Here is a 16,777-nt window from a genome sequence, read left to right on the forward strand (position 1 = left end):
CCATGAGCTTTTGGACCACCCCTGCGCGCTTCGGCGCGATAGCCGGCGCTGCCGCGCTGGCCACCGTCCCCCTGGCCGGCACGGCGCACGCCTCCGTCAGGGTCACCCAGGACCGGATCACCCCCAGCTCCATGACCGCCGGTTCCGCCACCACGGCGAGCCTCAGGGTCCACTCCAGCTCCTGCTTCACCGCGCGGACGCTGGGCGTGGGCATCCGCGACGCGGTCGGCAACAACCTGGACTTCCCCGGCTCGGCGTCCAACGTCCGGATCTGCCCGGGCGGAGTCTCGATCACCACCGGCAGCCGCACCCTGCCGACCGGCAGCTACACCCAGTTCGGCTTCTGGCAGGACACCGCGGGCAGCTGGCACAACCTCTCCTCCCGCACGCTGACGGTCTCGGCCGCCTCCGCGTCGGCACCGGCGACCGCGCCGACGACGCCGCCCACGAGCGCCCCGACCAGCGCCCCCACCAGCACCCCCACGACCGCGCCCAGCACGCCGGCGGCCGCCCCGGCCTCGCCGCTTCCGGGCAAGTCGCTGACCTGGTCGGACGAGTTCAACAGCCCCATCGCCTGGGGCTCCCGCTGGGTCGGCACCACGAGCACCGCGTTCCAGTACGGCAACCACAACCCGAACGACAACAAGCTCGACTGGCTCAGCGAGAGCGCCGTGAGCGTCGCGAACGGCGTCGCCACCTTCACTGCCACGCCGTCCTCGAACACGCTGGAGAACGGCAAGCAGGCCTGGACCACCGGCCAGCTCACCACCGAGGGCTCGACCGAGGGCTTCCAGGTCAGGACGGGCGACTACGCCGAGACGCGGGTCAAGCTGCCGTCCGGTACCGGCGCCTGGCCGGCCCTGTGGACGTGGAAGAACGGCAACGGCGAGGTCGACTCCTTCGAGTACCACCCCGACAACCCCAACCTGCTGGAGCTGACCAACCACGTCAACGCCGCCCACGACTACTACACCAACAGCGGCGCCATCAGCCCGAACTCCTGGGTGACCATCGGCACCTACTACGGCGCCAACTCGGTCGACTGGTACGTCAACGGCACCAAGGTCTACTCGGACGGCGTGGGCGTCGGCGCCAACTGGTCGGCCTACCTGAACCTCAGCCTGTCGGTCAGCGCCGGGCAGTACCACCCCTCCCCCACCAGTTCGGCACCTATCACCTTCGCGGCCGACTACGTGCGCGTCTACCGCTGAGCCGTCCCGCTCGGGAAGCTCTCGCCCGGCGCATGTCCGAAGGCGCGGCACCTGCATCGTGAGCAGGTGCCGCGCCTTCGGCCTCAGGTCCCCGGGACCTGCTGCTCCAGGCCGGTCACCTTCCGGACGTGCAGCAGGCTCGGTTCGGCGAGCAGCACGTGCAGGCGTTGGAAGACCCTGCGGGCCTCCACTGCGTTCCAGTCGTCGGGGAGCAGCTCGGCCGGTAGTCCGGGGTCGAGGTAGGGCAGGCGGCGCCACTGGGTGAGCATCGGCGTGTAGCAGCCGAAGGCTTCCGTGGGGTCGATCTCGGGCTGGTACTCGAATCGCTCGGCGACGGGCGCGTAGGTGTCGGTGAACGACGCGTACTGCGCCTCGATGGCCGGGAAGTCCCACCAGCCCTCCACTGCGGTGCGCAGGTCGCTGAAGGCGGCGTACTCGGCGGTGAAGAGGTGCACGTAGTCGCTCAGCCCGAGGCGTTCCAGCGCGCTTCGGGCATCGTCGAGCAGCCGGGCGGGCGCCAGCCACACTCCTGGCGCGGTGTTGCCGAAACCCAGCCAGGTGAGCCGGGTGCGCAACTGGTAGCGGTGGGGGCGCGCGGACTCGGGCACCGAGAACACCGCCATCACCCACCCGTCGGCCAGGTCGGCGGGCTCCAGGTTGCCGAAGATGCGCCGGTCGCCCTCGTCGAACACGGCGTGCACGGCGGGGCTGAGCCGGTATCCCGTCGCTCCCTGCCGTTCGGGTTCGAGGATGCCCCGCTTCTTCAGCCGGGAGATCGCCGACCGCACGGCCGTGCTGTCCACGTCGAGCTCGGCCATCAGCACGATCAGGTCGGCGATGGAGATCCAGCCGCCGAGACGGCGGGCGAACGCCCCGTACACCGTGTTGATCAGGGAGCTGGGCCGGGTCGTGCTTTCCGACATGATCGCCTTCCGTCGAGTGCGGTGGCGATCCTACCGAGCCGTAGGGCCACGTCGCGGCCCGAGGCGCTGCGGTGTCATCCGGCGGCCGCCGGAGCCGGTGCGAGCGAGCTGTCCGCGTAAGCGCCGGAGAGCAGGTGTCCGGCGCCGGGGGCGATCGCGGGCAGGTCGAGGGCCCGGAGCAGTTGGTGGGCGGTGCAGACCGCAGCGGAGACGACGGGCCTGCCCAGCAACTGCTCGGCCTCCTCGATGGCTCCCAGCGACGGCATCTGGACGCAGGCGGACAGCACGACGGCGTCGGCGTCCTGGTGTTCCAGCGCCCGGGCGATGCCCGGCAGCAGAGCGGGGTCGTGCGCGGCGACATCGAGGTTGTCAGGGATCTCCAGGGCCGCGTAGTCGAGCACGGTGATGCCCTCGTGGGTCAGGTAGTCCACGACGGTCCTGGTGAGCGGGCGCAGGTAGGGGGCGACCAGCGCGATCTTCTTGGCGCCGATCGTGTGCAGGCCGTGCACCAGGGCTCCGGCGCTGGTGACGACGGGGGCCGGGGCGCCGTTCTCGACGGTGCGATCGTGCAGGCGCTGCTCGGAGACGCGGTGGTAGCCCCGTCCCATGCTCATGATGGCGACCAGGCAGGCGTAGCCGAGCACGTCGACGTGGGCGTCGGAGAGTTCCACGGCGCACCGGTCGGAGTCGGCGTCCATGGCCTTCAGCTGCTCGGGGGTGACCCGGGTCATCCGCATGCGGCTGGAGTGGAACGTGAAGCGCTCGGGCGCGATGGTCTCGCGGGCCCGCAGGATGGCGGGCACCTCGGTTTCCATGGTGACGTTCGAGCTCGGCACGATCTGGCCGATGCGGTAGGTGCGGGGCGACACGGCAGGGCACTCCTGTTCCTGGGGGGTGGGACGTGCGGTCGGCGGGCGTCAGCGGGCGTCGACCACGGGGTTGCTCAGCGTGCCGATGATCTCGATCGTGGCCTCGACGGTGTCGCCTGGCGTGAGGAACTCCGGGGGCACCATGCCCGCGCCGACGCCCGATGGTGAGCCGGTGGAGATGACGTCGCCGGGCTCCAGGGTCATCCCTGACGAGATGTCAGCGATCAGGCGGGCGATGGAGAAGAGCATGTGGCGGGTGTTCGACTTCTGCTTGACGACTCCGTTGACCCGTAGCGACAGGTCCAGCGCCATCGGCTCAGGCACGTCGTCCGCGGTGACGACGGCCGGGCCGAAGGGGGCGTAGGAGTCCTGGCCCTTGGAGAAGAACCACTGGCCGGAGCGGCGCTGGTCGCGGGCGCTGATGTCGTTCATGATGCTGTAGCCGAAGACGTGGTCCCAGGCGTCCTGTTCGGCCACCCGGTGCGCGGTCCGGCCGATGACGACCGCGAGTTCGCACTCCCAGTCCAGTTGCTCGGTCAGGTCGGCGTTGTGCAGGATCGGCTGGCCCGGGCCGGTGACCGCGGTGGCGGGCTTGCCGAACAAGACTGGGCGGTCCGGCAGTTCCTTGGCCGTGTCCAGGCTGCGGCTGGACTCCTCGACGTGCTCGACGTAGTTGAGTCCCACTCCGACGATCTTGCCCGGGCGCAGGGGTGCGCGCAGGGTGACGTCGCCGATCCGGTGGACGGCTTCGGCCGGCCAGCCGGACGGGTCGGTGCCCAGCAGGTCCCGCGCCCGGGCCGAGGCGGCCGCGCCGGAGCGGATGAGCGAGAGCAGGTCGGCGGGCAGGCCGACGCCGGCATGCTCGGCGAGGGCGGCGAGGTCGACGACGCGGTCGTCGAGCTGGGCGCCCAGACGGTCGGCCGCGTCGTCCAGGCGGAAGGTGACGAGTCGCATCGGGAATCGCTCCTGATTGGAAGTCAGATGACGGGCTGGTGGCCGCTGTTGTCGGCGAACGCCGCTTCCCGCGCGAAGCCGAGGGAGCGCATCACCGGGAAGTCGTTGAAGGAGAACAGGCAGGCGTCCTCGGACTGGTCGAGGTTCTCGTGCTCGTGCCAGGCCCAGGAGGGGACGCAGAAGATGTCGCCCTGCTTCCACTCGAACCGCTGCCCGGCGATCACGGAGACACCGAACCCCTTGGCCACGGTGTAGACGACCGACCCCGTGTGGCGGTGGGCGGCGGTGGCCTGTCCGGGGCGCAGCAACTGCATGTGGGCCGACATCGTGGGCATCACCGAACCGCCGGTGACGGGGTTGGTGTACTCCATGATGACGCCGTCGTACGGGGATCCGGCTGTTGCCTTGGCCAGGTCGCGCAGGGCCTGGTAGGTGGGCTCCCACGGGTAGGCGAGCAGCGGGGAGTAGGGCCGCGTCCACTTCTCGGCGCCGTAGGGCAGGAGGTTGCCGCCGTAGCTGAGCACGGAGGAGTTGATGACCTCGCCGGGCTGCTGGTAGAGGTCGGGGTGGACCTCGTAGAAGCCCGCGTCCAGGGCGTTGACCAGGGGGATGTCGAGGCCGTCCTGCCAGATGCACGGTTCGGTGGCGGACTCGTTGCCGTGTTCGTGCCAGGTGCCGTTGGGGGTGATGGCGAAGTCGCGTGCGCCGACCTTGAGCTTCTGGCCGTCCACGATCGTCCAGGCGCCGCTGCCCTCGACGACGAAGCGCAGCGCGGCGGCCTGGTGCCGGTGCGCGGTCATCGCCTCCCCGGGGCCCATGATCTGCAGGCCGGTGTAGAGCAGCCCGGCGGCGGCACTGACGTCGCGGCGTCCGGGATTGACCAGCATGACCACGCGCCGTCCGGCGTCGTCGGCCTTGACCAGGTCCAGGGCCTTGTGGACCAGGGGCCGCAGCTCCTCGTAGCGCCACAGGACCGGGACGGACTTCGGCTGCGGGTACCAGGGCTCGATCTCGTTGGCGACCGTCCACAGCGCACCGGCCTGACGGCCGGCCAGTTCCTGGTAGTAGGCGGTCAGTTCGGGGGTGTCGGACACGCGGGCCCGTCCCAGCATCGTGTCGTCGTGCTGATCGGTGGTCATGCCTCCTCCTTCGTCGTACCCGTGGCCGTGCCGGTGGTGGTGTCGATGCCTGCCGCGTGGCGGTCGGTCGAGAACGTGACCGGGGTGCGCGGGCGGTCGTCGACGTGGAGTTGGAAGATGTCGAAGCGGTTGTAGTGGCCGACGATGTCGTGCATCTGCTTGGGCTGGATGCACTTGGCCAGGTCGATCTCGGCGTAGACGATGCCCTCGTCGTCGATCAGCGGCTTGGTGACCGGGCGTCCGTCGGGGCCGAAGACGCCACTCAGGGCGCTGCGGGGGCGGCCGAGCATCCGACGTAGGTCCTGGTCCTCGCCGGCGATGGTGTCCACGATCTCGGGCGAGATGGTGGAGCAGGCCACGACAGAGAAGACCTTCCCCTCGAAACTGTGGGCGGCGGTGCGGACCGCGATGGCGTCGGCCATGTCGTAGTCCTCGGGCGCCACCGGCAGGGCGATATAACTGGCGGCGTGCACCAGTTCGCCCTGGGCCAGCAGGGTGAACCGGGCCAGGGTGTTGGTGTTCTCGCCGCAGGCGAGTACCCCGAGCGGGCCGACAGCGGTGCGGTGGACCTTCAGTGAGCTGGCGTCGCCGTTGGTCCAGGTGAGCTTCTCGGCCCAGGTCGGCACCAGCTTGCGGTGCACGCCGAGGAGTTCGCCATCGGAACCGATCGTCAGCATGGTGTTGTAGAGGACGCCGAGGCTGTGCGCCCCGCGCTCGTTGACCCCGATCACCAGGACGACACCGTGCCTGCGGGCGGCGGCGCGCAGCGCGTCCACTTCCGGTCCCGGGACGTCGATCGACGCGCGGTAGAGCCGCTCGAACCACGGCGAGCCCTGGACCGGGTTCATGGTCCAGTTCCAGTAGGGGTATCCGGGGACGAACACCTCGGGAAAGACGAGCAGCGAGGCGCCGTTCCCGGCCGCCTCCTCGATGAGTCCGACCGCCTTGTCGACGGTGGCAGCGGCGTCCAGGTAGACGGGCGCGGCCTGGACGGCGGCGGCGGTGAAGCGGTGCAGTTCCTGCATCAGGATCTCCTCGGATCGGAACTGCTCACGTCAGCGGACGGCGACGGCCACGGGCACGGGCACGGGCACGGAGACGGGCACGGCCGCGGGCACCCAGCGCTGGTGCACCGGTGCTGGGGCCGTGCGGAGCAGTTGGAGGCGCGGTGCGACGCGGTCGGTACGAGCCCCCGGGGGCCTGCCGCTGCCCGCCCGCCAGGGCTCGGGCCACGGCGCCGCGGGACCGGTGTAGCCCTGGGCGGCAGCCGCGTGCAGGGTCCACAGCGGATCGTGGACGTGGGCACGGCCGACGGCGCACAGGTCGGCGCGACCGGCCAGGATGATCGAGTTCACGTCGTCGTAGGTGGAGATGGCGCCGACGGCGATGGTGGGAATGCCGGTGCTGTTGCGCACCAGGTCGGCGAACGGCGTCTGGTAGCTGCGGCCGTAGCGGGGGCGCTGGTACGAGACGACCTCGCCGGTGGAGACGTCCACGGCGTCCGCGCCCGCCTCGGCCAGGGCACGGCTGATCTCGACGGCGTCGGCGTCACCGGTGCCGCCCTCGGCCCAGTCGGCGGCGGAGATCCGCACGAGCAGGGCCTTCTCCGCAGGCCAGACGGCGCGCACTGCGCGCAGGACCTCCAACGGGAAGCGCAGCCGGTTGTCCCGGTTGCCGCCGTAGGCGTCGGTGCGCAGGTTGGTCAGCGGCGACAGGAACCCGGACATCATGTGGCCATGGCCGTACTGCAGTTCAAGCACGTCGAAGCCGGAGCGGTGGGCGCGCTCCGCTGCAGCGGTGAAGTCCCGCGCGATGCGGTCCATGTCCTCGCGCGTGGCCGCACGTGGCGTCGTACTGGCCGCGTCCCACGGGAGGGCGGAGGCGGCGACGAGCGGCCATCCGTCCTCGTCCGCGCCGAGCGGGGGGCAACTGCCGTCCGGGCGGGGCGTGCTGGTGGCCGCCCGGCGTCCGGCGTGGGTGAGTTGGATGCCCAGGCGGGTGTCCGACTGCCGGTGGACGAACTCGGTGACGCGCCGCCAGGCGGCCTCCTGCTCGTCCGTGTAGAGGCCCGGGCAGCCGGGGGTGGCGCGCCCGTCCGCACTGACGGCCGTCATTCCGGCGAGAACCAGGCCCGGGCCGCCGAGAGCCTGCGCGCTCAGGTGCACCAGCTCGAAGTCCCCGGGGACGCCGTCGCACGCGCTGTACAGGGCGACCGGCGACACGACGACGCGGTTGCGCAGGCGCAGGCCACCCAGCTGGAACGGGCGGAACATCGGCGGGACGTCCGCGTTGCCGGGTGCGTCCGCGGCTGCGGCCGCGTCCGCCTCTCCCGGTGCTTCGGCGAACCGCGAGGCGACCGCGCTCGTGAACTCCTCGTCGCGCACCCGCAGGTTGTCGTAGGTCACGCGACGGCTGCGGGTGAGCAGGTTGAAGGCGAACTGGTGCGGTTCCTGGCCGGTGTACCGGCTGACGTTCTCGAACCACTCCAGGCTGGCCTGGGCCGCACGCTGGGTCGACTCGACGACCGGCCTGCGCTCGGCCTCGTAAGCGGCGAGCGCGCCGGGCACTTCGGGATGCTCGTGGAGGCAGGCGGCCAGAGCGAGGGCGTCCTCCATGGCGAGCTTGGTGCCGGAACCGATCGAGAAGTGCGCGGTGTGAGCGGCGTCCCCGAGCAGCACGACGTTGTCGTGTCGCCAGGACCGGTTGCGCACGGTGGTGAAGCGGATCCACCGGGAGTTGTTGGGGATGAGGCGGTGGCCGTCGAGGTGGTCAGCGAGTATCTCCTCGCAGAGCCGGATGCTGTCCTCGTCACTCGCTCCGGGCGGGTACGAGCGGGCGGCGAACTCCTCGAAGCCCGCGCGCCGCCAGGAGTCCTCGTCGATCTCCACGATGAAGGTGCTGCGGTTCTCGTCGAAGGGGTAGGCGTGGACCTGCAGGGTGCCGAAGTCCCGCTCGGCGACGATGAAGGTGAACGCCTCAAAGACCCGGTCCGTGCCCAGCCACATGTAGCGGCACCGGCGTTCGTCCAGGTCGGGCCGGAAGCTGTCGGCGTAACGCTCGCGGGTCGCCGAGCGCACTCCGTCCGAGGCCACCACCAGGTCGTACTGGGCGGCGAGTTCCTCGACCGGTGGCGCCGACGTGCGGTAGCGGACGTCCACGCCCAGGTCGGCGCAGCGCTCCTGGAGGATCTGCAGCAGGCGCTTGCGCCCCAGGGCGGCGAAGCCGTGGCCGCCGGAGGTGAGGGTCCGGCCGCCGTAGCGGACGTCGATGTCGCTCCAGCGGGCGAAGTCCGCCGACATGGCGGCGTATACCTCAGGGTCGGCCTGCGCGATGCCGTCGAGGGTTTCGTCGGAGAAGACCACGCCAAAGCCGAAGGTGTCGTCGGCGGCGTTGCGTTCCCAGACGGTGACCTCCCAGCGCGGGGAGAGCTGCTTGGTCAGGGCTGCGAAATACAGCCCGCCGGGCCCTCCTCCGATGACTGCTACGCGCACGTCGTCCTCCTCGTGGTCCCTCGGAACCAATCTATGCTGTTTTTTCTACGATCGTCAATCAGGCAACATAAAAGTCGCCGGTGCTGGTCAGGCGAACACCTCGGGAGTCTGCGGGCCCGCCTTGGAGAGGACCTCGCGGATGTCGTCAGGCCAGGGCGTCGCTCCCGTGGCGCGCGCGGCGGAGTGAACGACCGTCATGCGCCCGGTCGCGGCGACGCCGTCGCTCACGCCTCCCTCGCCTCCCTGGTCTCCCTGGTCTCGCTCGCGCCCCTCGCGCCCCTCGCGCCCCTCGCCGCGGACGGTGAAGGCGTAGTGCAGGGAACTTGTGCCCACCTTGATGATCCGCAGCTCCGTGCGCACGGTCTCGCCGAACCACAGCCGTTCGGCGTAGTCCGCCTCGAAGTGCACCCTGGGGATGCTGCCGAAGAGATGGTCGAGCCCAAGCCGCCGCAGCAGGACGGCCTCCGCTGCCTCGACCCAGCGCACCACGGTGGAGTGGTGGTAGTGGCCGGCGGCGTCCGTGTCCTGCCACTCGACCCGCCGTTCCACCTCGACGCTGGGCAGGAGCAAGGGATCCGGGTTCATGAAGGTGCCTCTCGTATCGCTTCCGCGCCGCGCGGCTCCGCGTGGCGAACCATCGGCTCGGCCCGCTACCGGGGCCGAGCCCACTTGCGCAGCTCAGCGCGCTGCAGCTTGCCGCTGCTGGTGCGCGGCAGCTCGGCGACGAACTCGATCGCGCGGGGGTACTTGTAGGGCGCGATGGTCTGCTTGACGTGGTTCTGGAGTTCCTTGACGGTGCCGTCGTCGGCCGGGACTCCGGCTCGCAGCACCACATACGCCTTGACGACCATGCCGCGCCGGTCGTCCGGGGCGCCGACCACGCCGCAGTCCACGACGTCGGGGTGGGCCACCAGCGCGCGCTCCACCTCCGGACCGGCGATGTTGTAGCCGGAAGAGACGATCATGTCGTCGCTCCGGGCCACGAACCAGAAGTAGCCGTCCGCATCCCGCAGGTAGGTGTCTCCGGTGAAGTTCCAGCCGTTGCGCACATACGTCTCCTGGCGCTGGTCCGACAGGTACCGGCAACCGGTCGGGCCCTGGACGGCGAGCAGACCGGGCTGTCCGTCCGGGACCGGTGCCCCCGCCTCGTCCAGAACGGCTGCCCGATAGCCCGGGACCGGTCGACCGGTCGCACCGGGGCGGACATCGTCATCGGCGGCGGAGATGAACACATGCAGCATCTCCGTGGCCCCGATGCCGTCGATGATGCGGAGTCCGGTGGCGGCATGGAACGCCTCCGACACACCGGCCGACAGCGACTCCCCTGCGGACACGCACCGACGCAGCCCCGACAGCCGGTCGGCGGCGCCGGCAGCGAGGATCGCCCGGTAGGCGGTGGGGGCGGTGAACAGCACGGTCACGCCGTGGTCCGCGACCAGATCCGCCAGTTGCTCCGGGGTCGCCTGCTCGACCAGCAACGTCGCCGCCCCCACGTGCAACGGGAAGACGACCAGGCCGCCGAGCCCGAAGGTGAAGGCCAGCGGCGGCGTGCCGGCGAACACGTCGTCCGACCGGGGCTTGAGGACGTGGCGGGAGAAGGTGTCCGCGTTGGCCAGCACGTCGCGGTGGAAGTGCAGCGTGGCCTTCGGGCGGCCGGTCGTCCCCGAGGTGAAGGCGATCAGGGCCACGTCGTCGGCGGCAGTGTCAACGTTGGTGAACGAGCCGCTCTTGTTTGCGCAGCGCGCCACCAGATCGTCGGCGTCCTCGCTCCCGTAGCCGAGCACGGACAGGCCGGGAGTGTCGGCGGCGGCGAGCTGGTCGAGGTAGCGGTGGTCGCACAGGGCGACCGCCGGACGGCTGACCTCGTGCAGCTCCGCCAGCTCAGCGGCACGGAGCAGCGGCATGGTGGTGACGGCGACACCACCTGCCTTGAGCACACCGAACCAGCAGGCCACCAGCCAGGGGTTGTTCGGGCCGCGGAGCAGCACGCGGTTGCCCGGCTGAAGACCGAAGTCCTCCACGAGCACCTGGGCCACCTGGTTGGAGCGGTCGAGCAGGTCGCCGTAGCTCCACCGTTCCGTCGGCGTGAGCAGGCAGGGACGGTCGGCTCCCCAGCGTTCGACCGCACCGTCGAGCAGGGCCCGCGCGCAGTTGAGCCGGTTCGGATAGTTCAGCTCAGGCAGGTCGAAGCGCAGCTCGGGCCACAGCGCGAACGGCGGAAGCCGATCACGACAGAACGTGTCGACATGCGCGGAAGGGGAGAGCTCCATCGGGCGGCACCTCGGTTTCGGGCGGCGGGGAGTATGCAGTCAGTATTGCGCTGAACTGACGGCAGTCAATATTCCGCGATACATCTCGCCGTGAGGACTTTGGGTCCAGCAGGCGGGCGAGCACCTCTCCAGGAACACCCCTCGGCGAAGTCCGGGCGATGTGAAGCCCCGGCCGCTCACTACGGGGGAGCGAGCGACCGGGGCAGTTCAGTGCCGACGCCGGCGCCAGGGAGCACGGGTCAAGGTTCCGCGAAAAGTGCGGAACTGAGGGTGAACCGGTGGAGCCGTGCGGAAGTGGCGTGAGCATCGGGGGCACCACGGCAACCCGTTCTCCGGGTCCTCCAAGCTGTCCGTACCGCACGCCGGACACGATGGCTCCACCGGAACCACTCCTTACGCGGTCTGGTCGAACTCCCCGGCCTTCGCGGCGGCAACCAGCGTCCGCCACGACTCCGGGCTCATGGTGACGACCGTAGCGGGCCGCTCGCTGTCCCGGAGTGCGACGACCCCGGGCACGTTCGTGGCGACCTCCGGGCAGTTGTTGACCTTCCTGTCACGGCAGTGCGCCGTGCGGACGAACTCGAAGGACGGGTGAATGGTCATGGAACCAGCCTCCTTGCTTCGCTCAACCCCGCCCACAGTTGCGCGCGGGGGCCGTGCCTACCCGTCCCGGCAAGGGGCGGGAGTCTGAGAGATCGGGCGCTGGGGGAGCTGAGCACGCCTCAGAGCGCCCACGGGTCAGAGACGTTCACGTGCCCGGCCAGCAGCTCGTACAGCCGGGCGATCATCGGCCTGTCCGTCGACGTCACCGCTCACCGCCGAGTCGTCCGGACCGGCGCACTCCGGCCATGCCGACGAACAACGCCAGGGCCTCCGCGGGGAGCACGTCCCCGAACACCCCGCAGGCTCCGCAGATCCACCCGCCCAACGTGCTGATCGTGCACGCCGTCCCACAGTCGAGGCACTTCGTATCCGGTTGCAAGGCGTGCCACCACATATCCATCACCAGCCTGTCCCCATCCGTTCCCACTGGGTCTCAGGCACCAGACAACCGGGGCGGGTTGCTCGGAACCAGCGCAGACGTGCCGCATCTCTGCTGCATACTCGATGCAGCGGAGGCAGTGACCTGGGAGAACGACGCGATGCGGCTCGGGGAGGCAGGCGTGGCAGAAAAGCGGCGAGGCTTCGCGGAGCGGCGCAAGGCGATGGGCTACAGCCAGGAGTCCTTGGCCGAACGGTTGCGCGTAGATCGCTCGACCGTGGGCCGCTGGGAGACCGGAGAGACGGAGCCACAACCTTGGCACCGGTCCGAACTTTGCCGGGCGCTGAGAATTAGTGCAACCCAGCTGGAATCGCTGCTGTCGCCTGCCGAAGCTGCCGCTGTTTCTCCGAGTGCCATCGTGACGCAAATCGATGCACGCCACCCGGACCATGGCGATGAGCTCGACGCGCTCGAACTCGCACAGCGAGTTGCAGCAAGCGACATGGGAAGCGAAACCCTCACCCGCCTGGAACAGGCCTTTGACGACATGGCGAGGCAATACCCGATCGCCACCCCGGATTCCCTTCTGGAACGAGTCCGGATCTATTCAGGGCACGTCGCGCGACTGGTGGACGCAAAGAAGACCCTTTCCGAGCATCGTCGGCTGCTGGTGGTCGGCGGCTGGTTTTCCCTCCTCGGTGCCACGCTGCATATCGACCTGAATCAGCACGACGCCGCGACCGCATGGCTGCGCACCGCGATCGCGCTGGCCCAGCAGGCAGCGCACCCAGAAATTCAGGCATGGTGCTACGAGACCGATGCTTGGCGAGTTCTGACGGATGGAAACTATGGTCGGGCCGTTGAACTGAGCAGGATGGCGCGTGCTCTTGCACCCAAGGGGAGTTCCGTGGAGATCCAGGCCACGGCCCAAGAAGGGCGTGCGCAGGCCCGGCTGGGCCATGCGAAGGAAACATACGAGGCGATCAACCGGGTTCATGAGTTCGTTTCTCCCATGCGCCTTCCGGATGACCCAGAGCATCACTATCAGTATGATCCGAGTAAATCCGTCGCCTATACAGCAACCACTCTTGCGTGGATCGGAGACCCGGCCGCCGAAACCTACGCGCGAGAGGTGATCGACAGGCTTTCACCGCCGGATGATATCGCGAAATGGCCACGTCGTGTCGCGCGGCCAATATTGACTTGGCACTTTCCCTTCTAGTTTCCGATCGACCCGACGAAGCCTGTGACGCGGCACGGCGCGCAATACTGTCCGGAGGTATTGTCCCGTCCAACCATTGGCGGGCACTGGAAGTCGTCCGGGCGATTGAAACGCGCAATCTTTCCGATGCGCGGGACCTGCGCGAGGCCTACCAGGAAATGCGAGTTACGGGCTCTGCGGAAATGAAGCGCAGTAGTCCATGAACGCCGGAGCGGCTCACCTCACCCTGACAGTTGACGCCAGGCGCCGAACACGTCGAGCGGCAGCGCGTGGGCGAGTCGAAGGTTGATGCGCATCGGGCGGTCGTTGACGTGGGACTCGTAGGTCGCCGGGCCGAGGTAGAGGTAGGGCGGCGCACCGAGCTTCCCGTCGGCCTTCTTGGACTCGCGGACGAAGAGGTGCAGGGTCGAGCCGTTCTGGGCGTGGTGTACATAGCGCTGCCCAGTGGGGGATGCTGCCTCGACCTTGCCCTGGGTCTCCCACTGGAACAGCCACGGAGTGATGACGCGGTCCTCGTAGCGAGTGGACTCTGAGTACTGGTGCTCGGACTTCACCAAGTCGACGAAGAACGCGTCGGCCCGCTCGGCCTCGAACCACTCCACACCAGTCGGCTGGCCCTTGTACTCCTTGCCGAAGGCCGCGACGGCCTCGGCACGGGTATACCGCGCGTGCACGTGCAGCGGGACGGTGCCGTCCGGCGCAACCGGGCTGGTCAGCCTGTGCATGCGCTCGCGCATGACGGGAAGCAGATCGCGGAGTTCGTCGGCTCTGCGGTGCTCGGCCAGAAGCTGCGTGAGGGTGCGCTCCATCGGACTGTCCGCATGCGCGGACTTCCACAACAGGCAGTTCGCCATCGCTGCCAACCGGTCGGCTCGCGGGCCGCGCTGCGTGATGTTCCCGGCGACGAGCGCATCGAGGTAGTCGAGGCGTTCCGGGTCGTCGATGTGCAGCATGCGCCGCAGGGCACCATCGAGCTGGCTGTCGTTCGGCCCCGCCTGGGCTACTGGGAGCCGGGCAGCCGCGCGCAGGCCGGTCCACGTCCCGGCCGTCGGACGGTAGACGTCCTCGAGCTCCAGCCCGGTCTCCAGCAGGAAGGAGGCCAGGTTCACGTCACCCAGCTGCCTCAGCTCAGCCGCGATCTTGGCCCAGCCGGGCCGCAGGGTGGCGCGAAGGCTCGTCAGTATGGTGTCCCTGGCAAGCCGGTCCAGGCGGATGTCACAGCCCGAGGGCAGCGAGGGGAACCCAGCCTCGACCGCGGCGATCGCGTTCCTCCGGCTACCGCCGGTCAAGGCCCTCATCTTGGGCTCGAAACGGAACTCGGCGTTCTGCGCGCCGATGAAGTCGAGCACCGTGAGGCTGGCCTTGCCCTCGGTTCGGCGCAGGCCTCGACCCAGCTGCTGAAGGAAGATCGTGGCGCTCTCGGTAGGACGCAGGAACAACACCGTGTCAATCGACGGCAGGTCGATGCCCTCGTTGAAGAGGTCGACGGTGAAGAGGATGTTGACCTCACGTCGCTCCAGCCGCCCGAGTGCCTGCTTGCGCTCATCATCGGGAGTCCGTGAGGTCACCGCGAGCGCGGGGATACCTGCCATGGCGAACTTCGCTGCCATGAACTCGGCATGAGCGACGGACACGCAGAACCCCAGCGCACGCATCTCCCCGGCGTCGAGGACGTTGCTTCGCACCGCCTCCAGGATCAGCCGGATCCGTGCGTCATCGGCCGTGTAGAGCTGGGTCAGCGCGCCGGTGTCATATCCGGTCGCGCGGGAGAATCTGATCCGGGCGAGGTTGGTCTCGTCGTTGATCCCGAAGTACTGGAACGGCACCAGAAGCCCTCGGTCGATCGCTTCCCACAAGCGCAGGTCCACTGCGGTGTGCCCGCCGAAGTAGCGGGTGACGTCCTGCCCGTCGGCACGCTCGGGGGTGGCGGTCAGACCCAGCAGGATCTTGGGCTGCACATGGTCGAGTAGCCGGGCGTACGTGCTCGCGGCGGCGTGGTGGAACTCGTCCACAATGATCATGTCGAAGCGTTCGGGGTGGAGTTCGGCCAGATCGATCCGAGCCAGGGACTGCACCGAGGCGAACACGTGCTGCCAGGTCTCAGGTCTCGCACCTCGTACGTACAACTCGCCGAACGCACCGTCGCGCAGGACGTGCCGGAAGGTGGACTGGCTCTGATCCAAGATTTCCTGACGGTGCGCCACAAAGAGCAGGCTGTTGACACTGCCCTGCTCGCGCAGTCGCCGGTAGTCGAGGGCCGCCACAATCGTCTTGCCGGTTCCGGTGGCCATCACCACCAGGTTGCGGTGCCGCTCGTGAAGCGTCCGTTCGACCTCCAGTTCGTCGAGGACCTGACGCTGGTGGGGGTACGGGGAGATGTCGAACGGCGCCAGATCCAGAGGGAGGGCACGCGGACCCTTGCGCTCCCAGTCGAGGGCTTTGCGCAGCCGCTCGTGCTGGACCGGATCGTCGGCATCGTAGGTCTCGAACTCGTCGTCGTCCCAGTAGGACTCGAAGTTGTCCGCGAACGCGAGCAGGAGGTGCGGCAGCTCAAGGGCAGAGAAGCGCACATTCCACTCGATCCCGTCCGTCAACGCCGGCCGGGACATGTTCGAGGAACCGACGTACGCCGTGGATGTGCCAGAGCGGCGGTGGAAATGCCATGCCTTCGCGTGCAGCCGGGTCGCCTGTGTCTCGTAGGAGATCTTCACCTGTGCGCCCAGGCGGACCAGTTCGTCGATCGCCCGCTGATCGGAGGCACCCAGATAGGTGGTCGTCACCACCCGAAGAACCGCACCGCGCGCGGTCAACTCCGCAAGCTGGTCGCGGAGCATCCTCAGGCCCGACCACTTGACGAAGGCACAGATCAGGTCGACCTGGTCGGCAGAGGCGAGCTCACTGCTGAGCGCGTGCCCGATTCGCTCGCGGCCCCGATTCGCCAGTAGGGCACTCGACGCCAGCGGAACCACCGGCCGGACCGGGAAGACGTTCTCCCCGGGCAGAGCGCTGCGCCCCGACACCGCAAGCAGCAACTCGTGGGAGGCGGCCAGCAGGTCGTCCCGGCCCACCTGATCGGGCACCAGGTCGCCCAGGAGAGCGACGATCTGGTTCACCGTCGCGATCTGATCGGCCAATCGACTCGGGTCGTCCTTCGCGGTCTTGCTGTGTCCGCGAAGCGCCTGACGGGTCAAGGCTCCGACATAACGAGCCAGCAGTTCCGGCGCATCGTCGGGATCGATCGGCTCGCGCAACACCCGCCCGAGTTCGGTGGCGGAAACCAGCCGACGCGCCAGATCAGCCGTCACCACGTGCTCATACAGACCTGGGATCGGTTCAGTCACGCCGGCAGCCTAGGGCACCGCGGTCCCCACAGAGCACGCTACAGCCTGGCGGAGCCCTGACTCCCTACGTGGGACTCACACGCAGGGACTGGGCGCCGCCTGAACTCGTCACGTACACCGTGCAGCTGCGGCCCGAGGACGTCCTCGGCCTGCTCCTCGCCGATCTCGCCGGCGGTTGAGGGTCAGCGGTTGGCTTCGCGCTTGGCCAATCCGGATACGGGAGAAAATATGGGGTGAGGTGGCAGCCCCGTGCACCTGCCCGTCCTGTCGGTACTGGTGGGGAACGCAGTAAGCCCCCTGACCGGTGGTCAGGGGGCTTACTGTCAATGGTTGTTCGGCGGCGTCCTACTCTCCCACAGGGTCCCCCCTGCAGTA

General features: G+C 69.0%; 13 protein-coding genes. 2 read left to right on the plus strand and 11 right to left on the minus strand.

Going from position 1 to position 16,777, the window contains the following annotated elements; translation table 11 throughout:
* Positions 1 to 2 precede the first annotated feature (2 nt).
* On the plus strand, positions 3 to 1,211 hold the full coding sequence (locus tag ABIA33_RS33845; protein ID WP_370087198.1) for a hypothetical protein: 1,209 nt from the start codon (positions 3 to 5) through the stop codon (positions 1,209 to 1,211).
* An 83-nt stretch (positions 1,212 to 1,294) separates the two neighbouring features.
* On the opposite strand, the gene ABIA33_RS33850 is transcribed toward ABIA33_RS33845, so the two are convergent.
* The 10 genes from ABIA33_RS33850 to ABIA33_RS33895 form a co-directional block, all read right to left on the minus strand.
* A complete protein-coding gene (locus ABIA33_RS33850; protein WP_370087200.1) occupies positions 1,295 to 2,134 on the minus strand; it encodes a PaaX family transcriptional regulator C-terminal domain-containing protein in 840 nt (279 codons plus the stop codon).
* A 74-nt stretch (positions 2,135 to 2,208) separates the two neighbouring features.
* Positions 2,209 to 2,949 (minus strand): Asp/Glu racemase, encoded by a 741-nt coding sequence (locus ABIA33_RS33855; protein WP_370087226.1) that lies wholly within the window; start codon positions 2,947 to 2,949, stop codon positions 2,209 to 2,211.
* Between the two features lie 102 nt (positions 2,950 to 3,051).
* Positions 3,052 to 3,957, minus strand: a complete 906-nt coding sequence (locus ABIA33_RS33860; protein ID WP_370087202.1) for a fumarylacetoacetate hydrolase family protein — start codon at positions 3,955 to 3,957, stop codon at positions 3,052 to 3,054.
* A gap of 23 nt (positions 3,958 to 3,980) precedes the next feature.
* Entirely contained in the window at positions 3,981 to 5,096 is a 1,116-nt protein-coding gene (locus ABIA33_RS33865; RefSeq protein ID WP_370087204.1) for a cupin domain-containing protein, read from the minus strand.
* A complete protein-coding gene (locus ABIA33_RS33870; RefSeq protein WP_370087206.1) occupies positions 5,093 to 6,121 on the minus strand; it encodes a carbon-nitrogen hydrolase family protein in 1,029 nt (342 codons plus the stop codon). The genes ABIA33_RS33865 and ABIA33_RS33870 overlap by 4 nt, the downstream gene beginning before the upstream one ends.
* A gap of 30 nt (positions 6,122 to 6,151) precedes the next feature.
* Positions 6,152 to 8,587, minus strand: coding sequence for a bifunctional salicylyl-CoA 5-hydroxylase/oxidoreductase (locus ABIA33_RS33875; RefSeq protein ID WP_370087208.1), 2,436 nt, complete (start codon positions 8,585 to 8,587; stop codon positions 6,152 to 6,154).
* An 87-nt stretch (positions 8,588 to 8,674) separates the two neighbouring features.
* A complete protein-coding gene (locus ABIA33_RS33880; protein WP_370087210.1) occupies positions 8,675 to 9,172 on the minus strand; it encodes an acyl-CoA thioesterase in 498 nt (165 codons plus the stop codon).
* Between the two features lie 65 nt (positions 9,173 to 9,237).
* On the minus strand, positions 9,238 to 10,857 hold the full coding sequence (locus ABIA33_RS33885) for an AMP-binding protein (protein ID WP_370087212.1): 1,620 nt from the start codon (positions 10,855 to 10,857) through the stop codon (positions 9,238 to 9,240).
* A gap of 393 nt (positions 10,858 to 11,250) precedes the next feature.
* Positions 11,251 to 11,460 (minus strand): DUF397 domain-containing protein, encoded by a 210-nt coding sequence (locus tag ABIA33_RS33890; protein ID WP_370087214.1) that lies wholly within the window; start codon positions 11,458 to 11,460, stop codon positions 11,251 to 11,253.
* 202 nt (positions 11,461 to 11,662) lie between these two features.
* Positions 11,663 to 11,785, minus strand: coding sequence for a hypothetical protein (locus tag ABIA33_RS33895; RefSeq protein ID WP_370087216.1), 123 nt, complete (start codon positions 11,783 to 11,785; stop codon positions 11,663 to 11,665).
* Positions 11,786 to 11,978: 193 nt separating this feature from the next.
* On the opposite strand from ABIA33_RS33895, the gene ABIA33_RS33900 reads away from it, so the two are divergent.
* Positions 11,979 to 13,061 (plus strand): helix-turn-helix transcriptional regulator, encoded by a 1,083-nt coding sequence (locus ABIA33_RS33900; protein WP_370087218.1) that lies wholly within the window; start codon positions 11,979 to 11,981, stop codon positions 13,059 to 13,061.
* A gap of 221 nt (positions 13,062 to 13,282) precedes the next feature.
* On the opposite strand, the gene ABIA33_RS33905 is transcribed toward ABIA33_RS33900, so the two are convergent.
* Entirely contained in the window at positions 13,283 to 16,402 is a 3,120-nt protein-coding gene (locus ABIA33_RS33905; protein ID WP_370087220.1) for a DUF3427 domain-containing protein, read from the minus strand.
* Positions 16,403 to 16,777: the final 375 nt, after the last annotated feature.

This window comes from Streptacidiphilus sp. MAP12-16 (genome assembly GCF_041262165.1).
Lineage (GTDB): Bacteria > Actinomycetota > Actinomycetes > Streptomycetales > Streptomycetaceae > Streptacidiphilus.

Coding starts and splice junctions, on each gene's coding strand:
- ABIA33_RS33860 (WP_370087202.1), bottom strand. CDS start 3,957: ATGCGACTCGTCACCTTCCGCCTGGACGACGCGGCCGACCGTCTGGGC.
- ABIA33_RS33885 (WP_370087212.1), bottom strand. CDS start 10,857: ATGGAGCTCTCCCCTTCCGCGCATGTCGACACGTTCTGTCGTGATCGG.
- ABIA33_RS33890 (WP_370087214.1), bottom strand. CDS start 11,460: ATGACCATTCACCCGTCCTTCGAGTTCGTCCGCACGGCGCACTGCCGT.
- ABIA33_RS33850 (WP_370087200.1), bottom strand. CDS start 2,134: ATGTCGGAAAGCACGACCCGGCCCAGCTCCCTGATCAACACGGTGTAC.
- ABIA33_RS33880 (WP_370087210.1), bottom strand. CDS start 9,172: ATGAACCCGGATCCCTTGCTCCTGCCCAGCGTCGAGGTGGAACGGCGG.
- ABIA33_RS33870 (WP_370087206.1), bottom strand. CDS start 6,121: ATGCAGGAACTGCACCGCTTCACCGCCGCCGCCGTCCAGGCCGCGCCC.
- ABIA33_RS33865 (WP_370087204.1), bottom strand. CDS start 5,096: ATGACCACCGATCAGCACGACGACACGATGCTGGGACGGGCCCGCGTG.
- ABIA33_RS33855 (WP_370087226.1), bottom strand. CDS start 2,949: ATGGAAACCGAGGTGCCCGCCATCCTGCGGGCCCGCGAGACCATCGCG.
- ABIA33_RS33845 (WP_370087198.1), top strand. CDS start 3: ATGAGCTTTTGGACCACCCCTGCGCGCTTCGGCGCGATAGCCGGCGCT.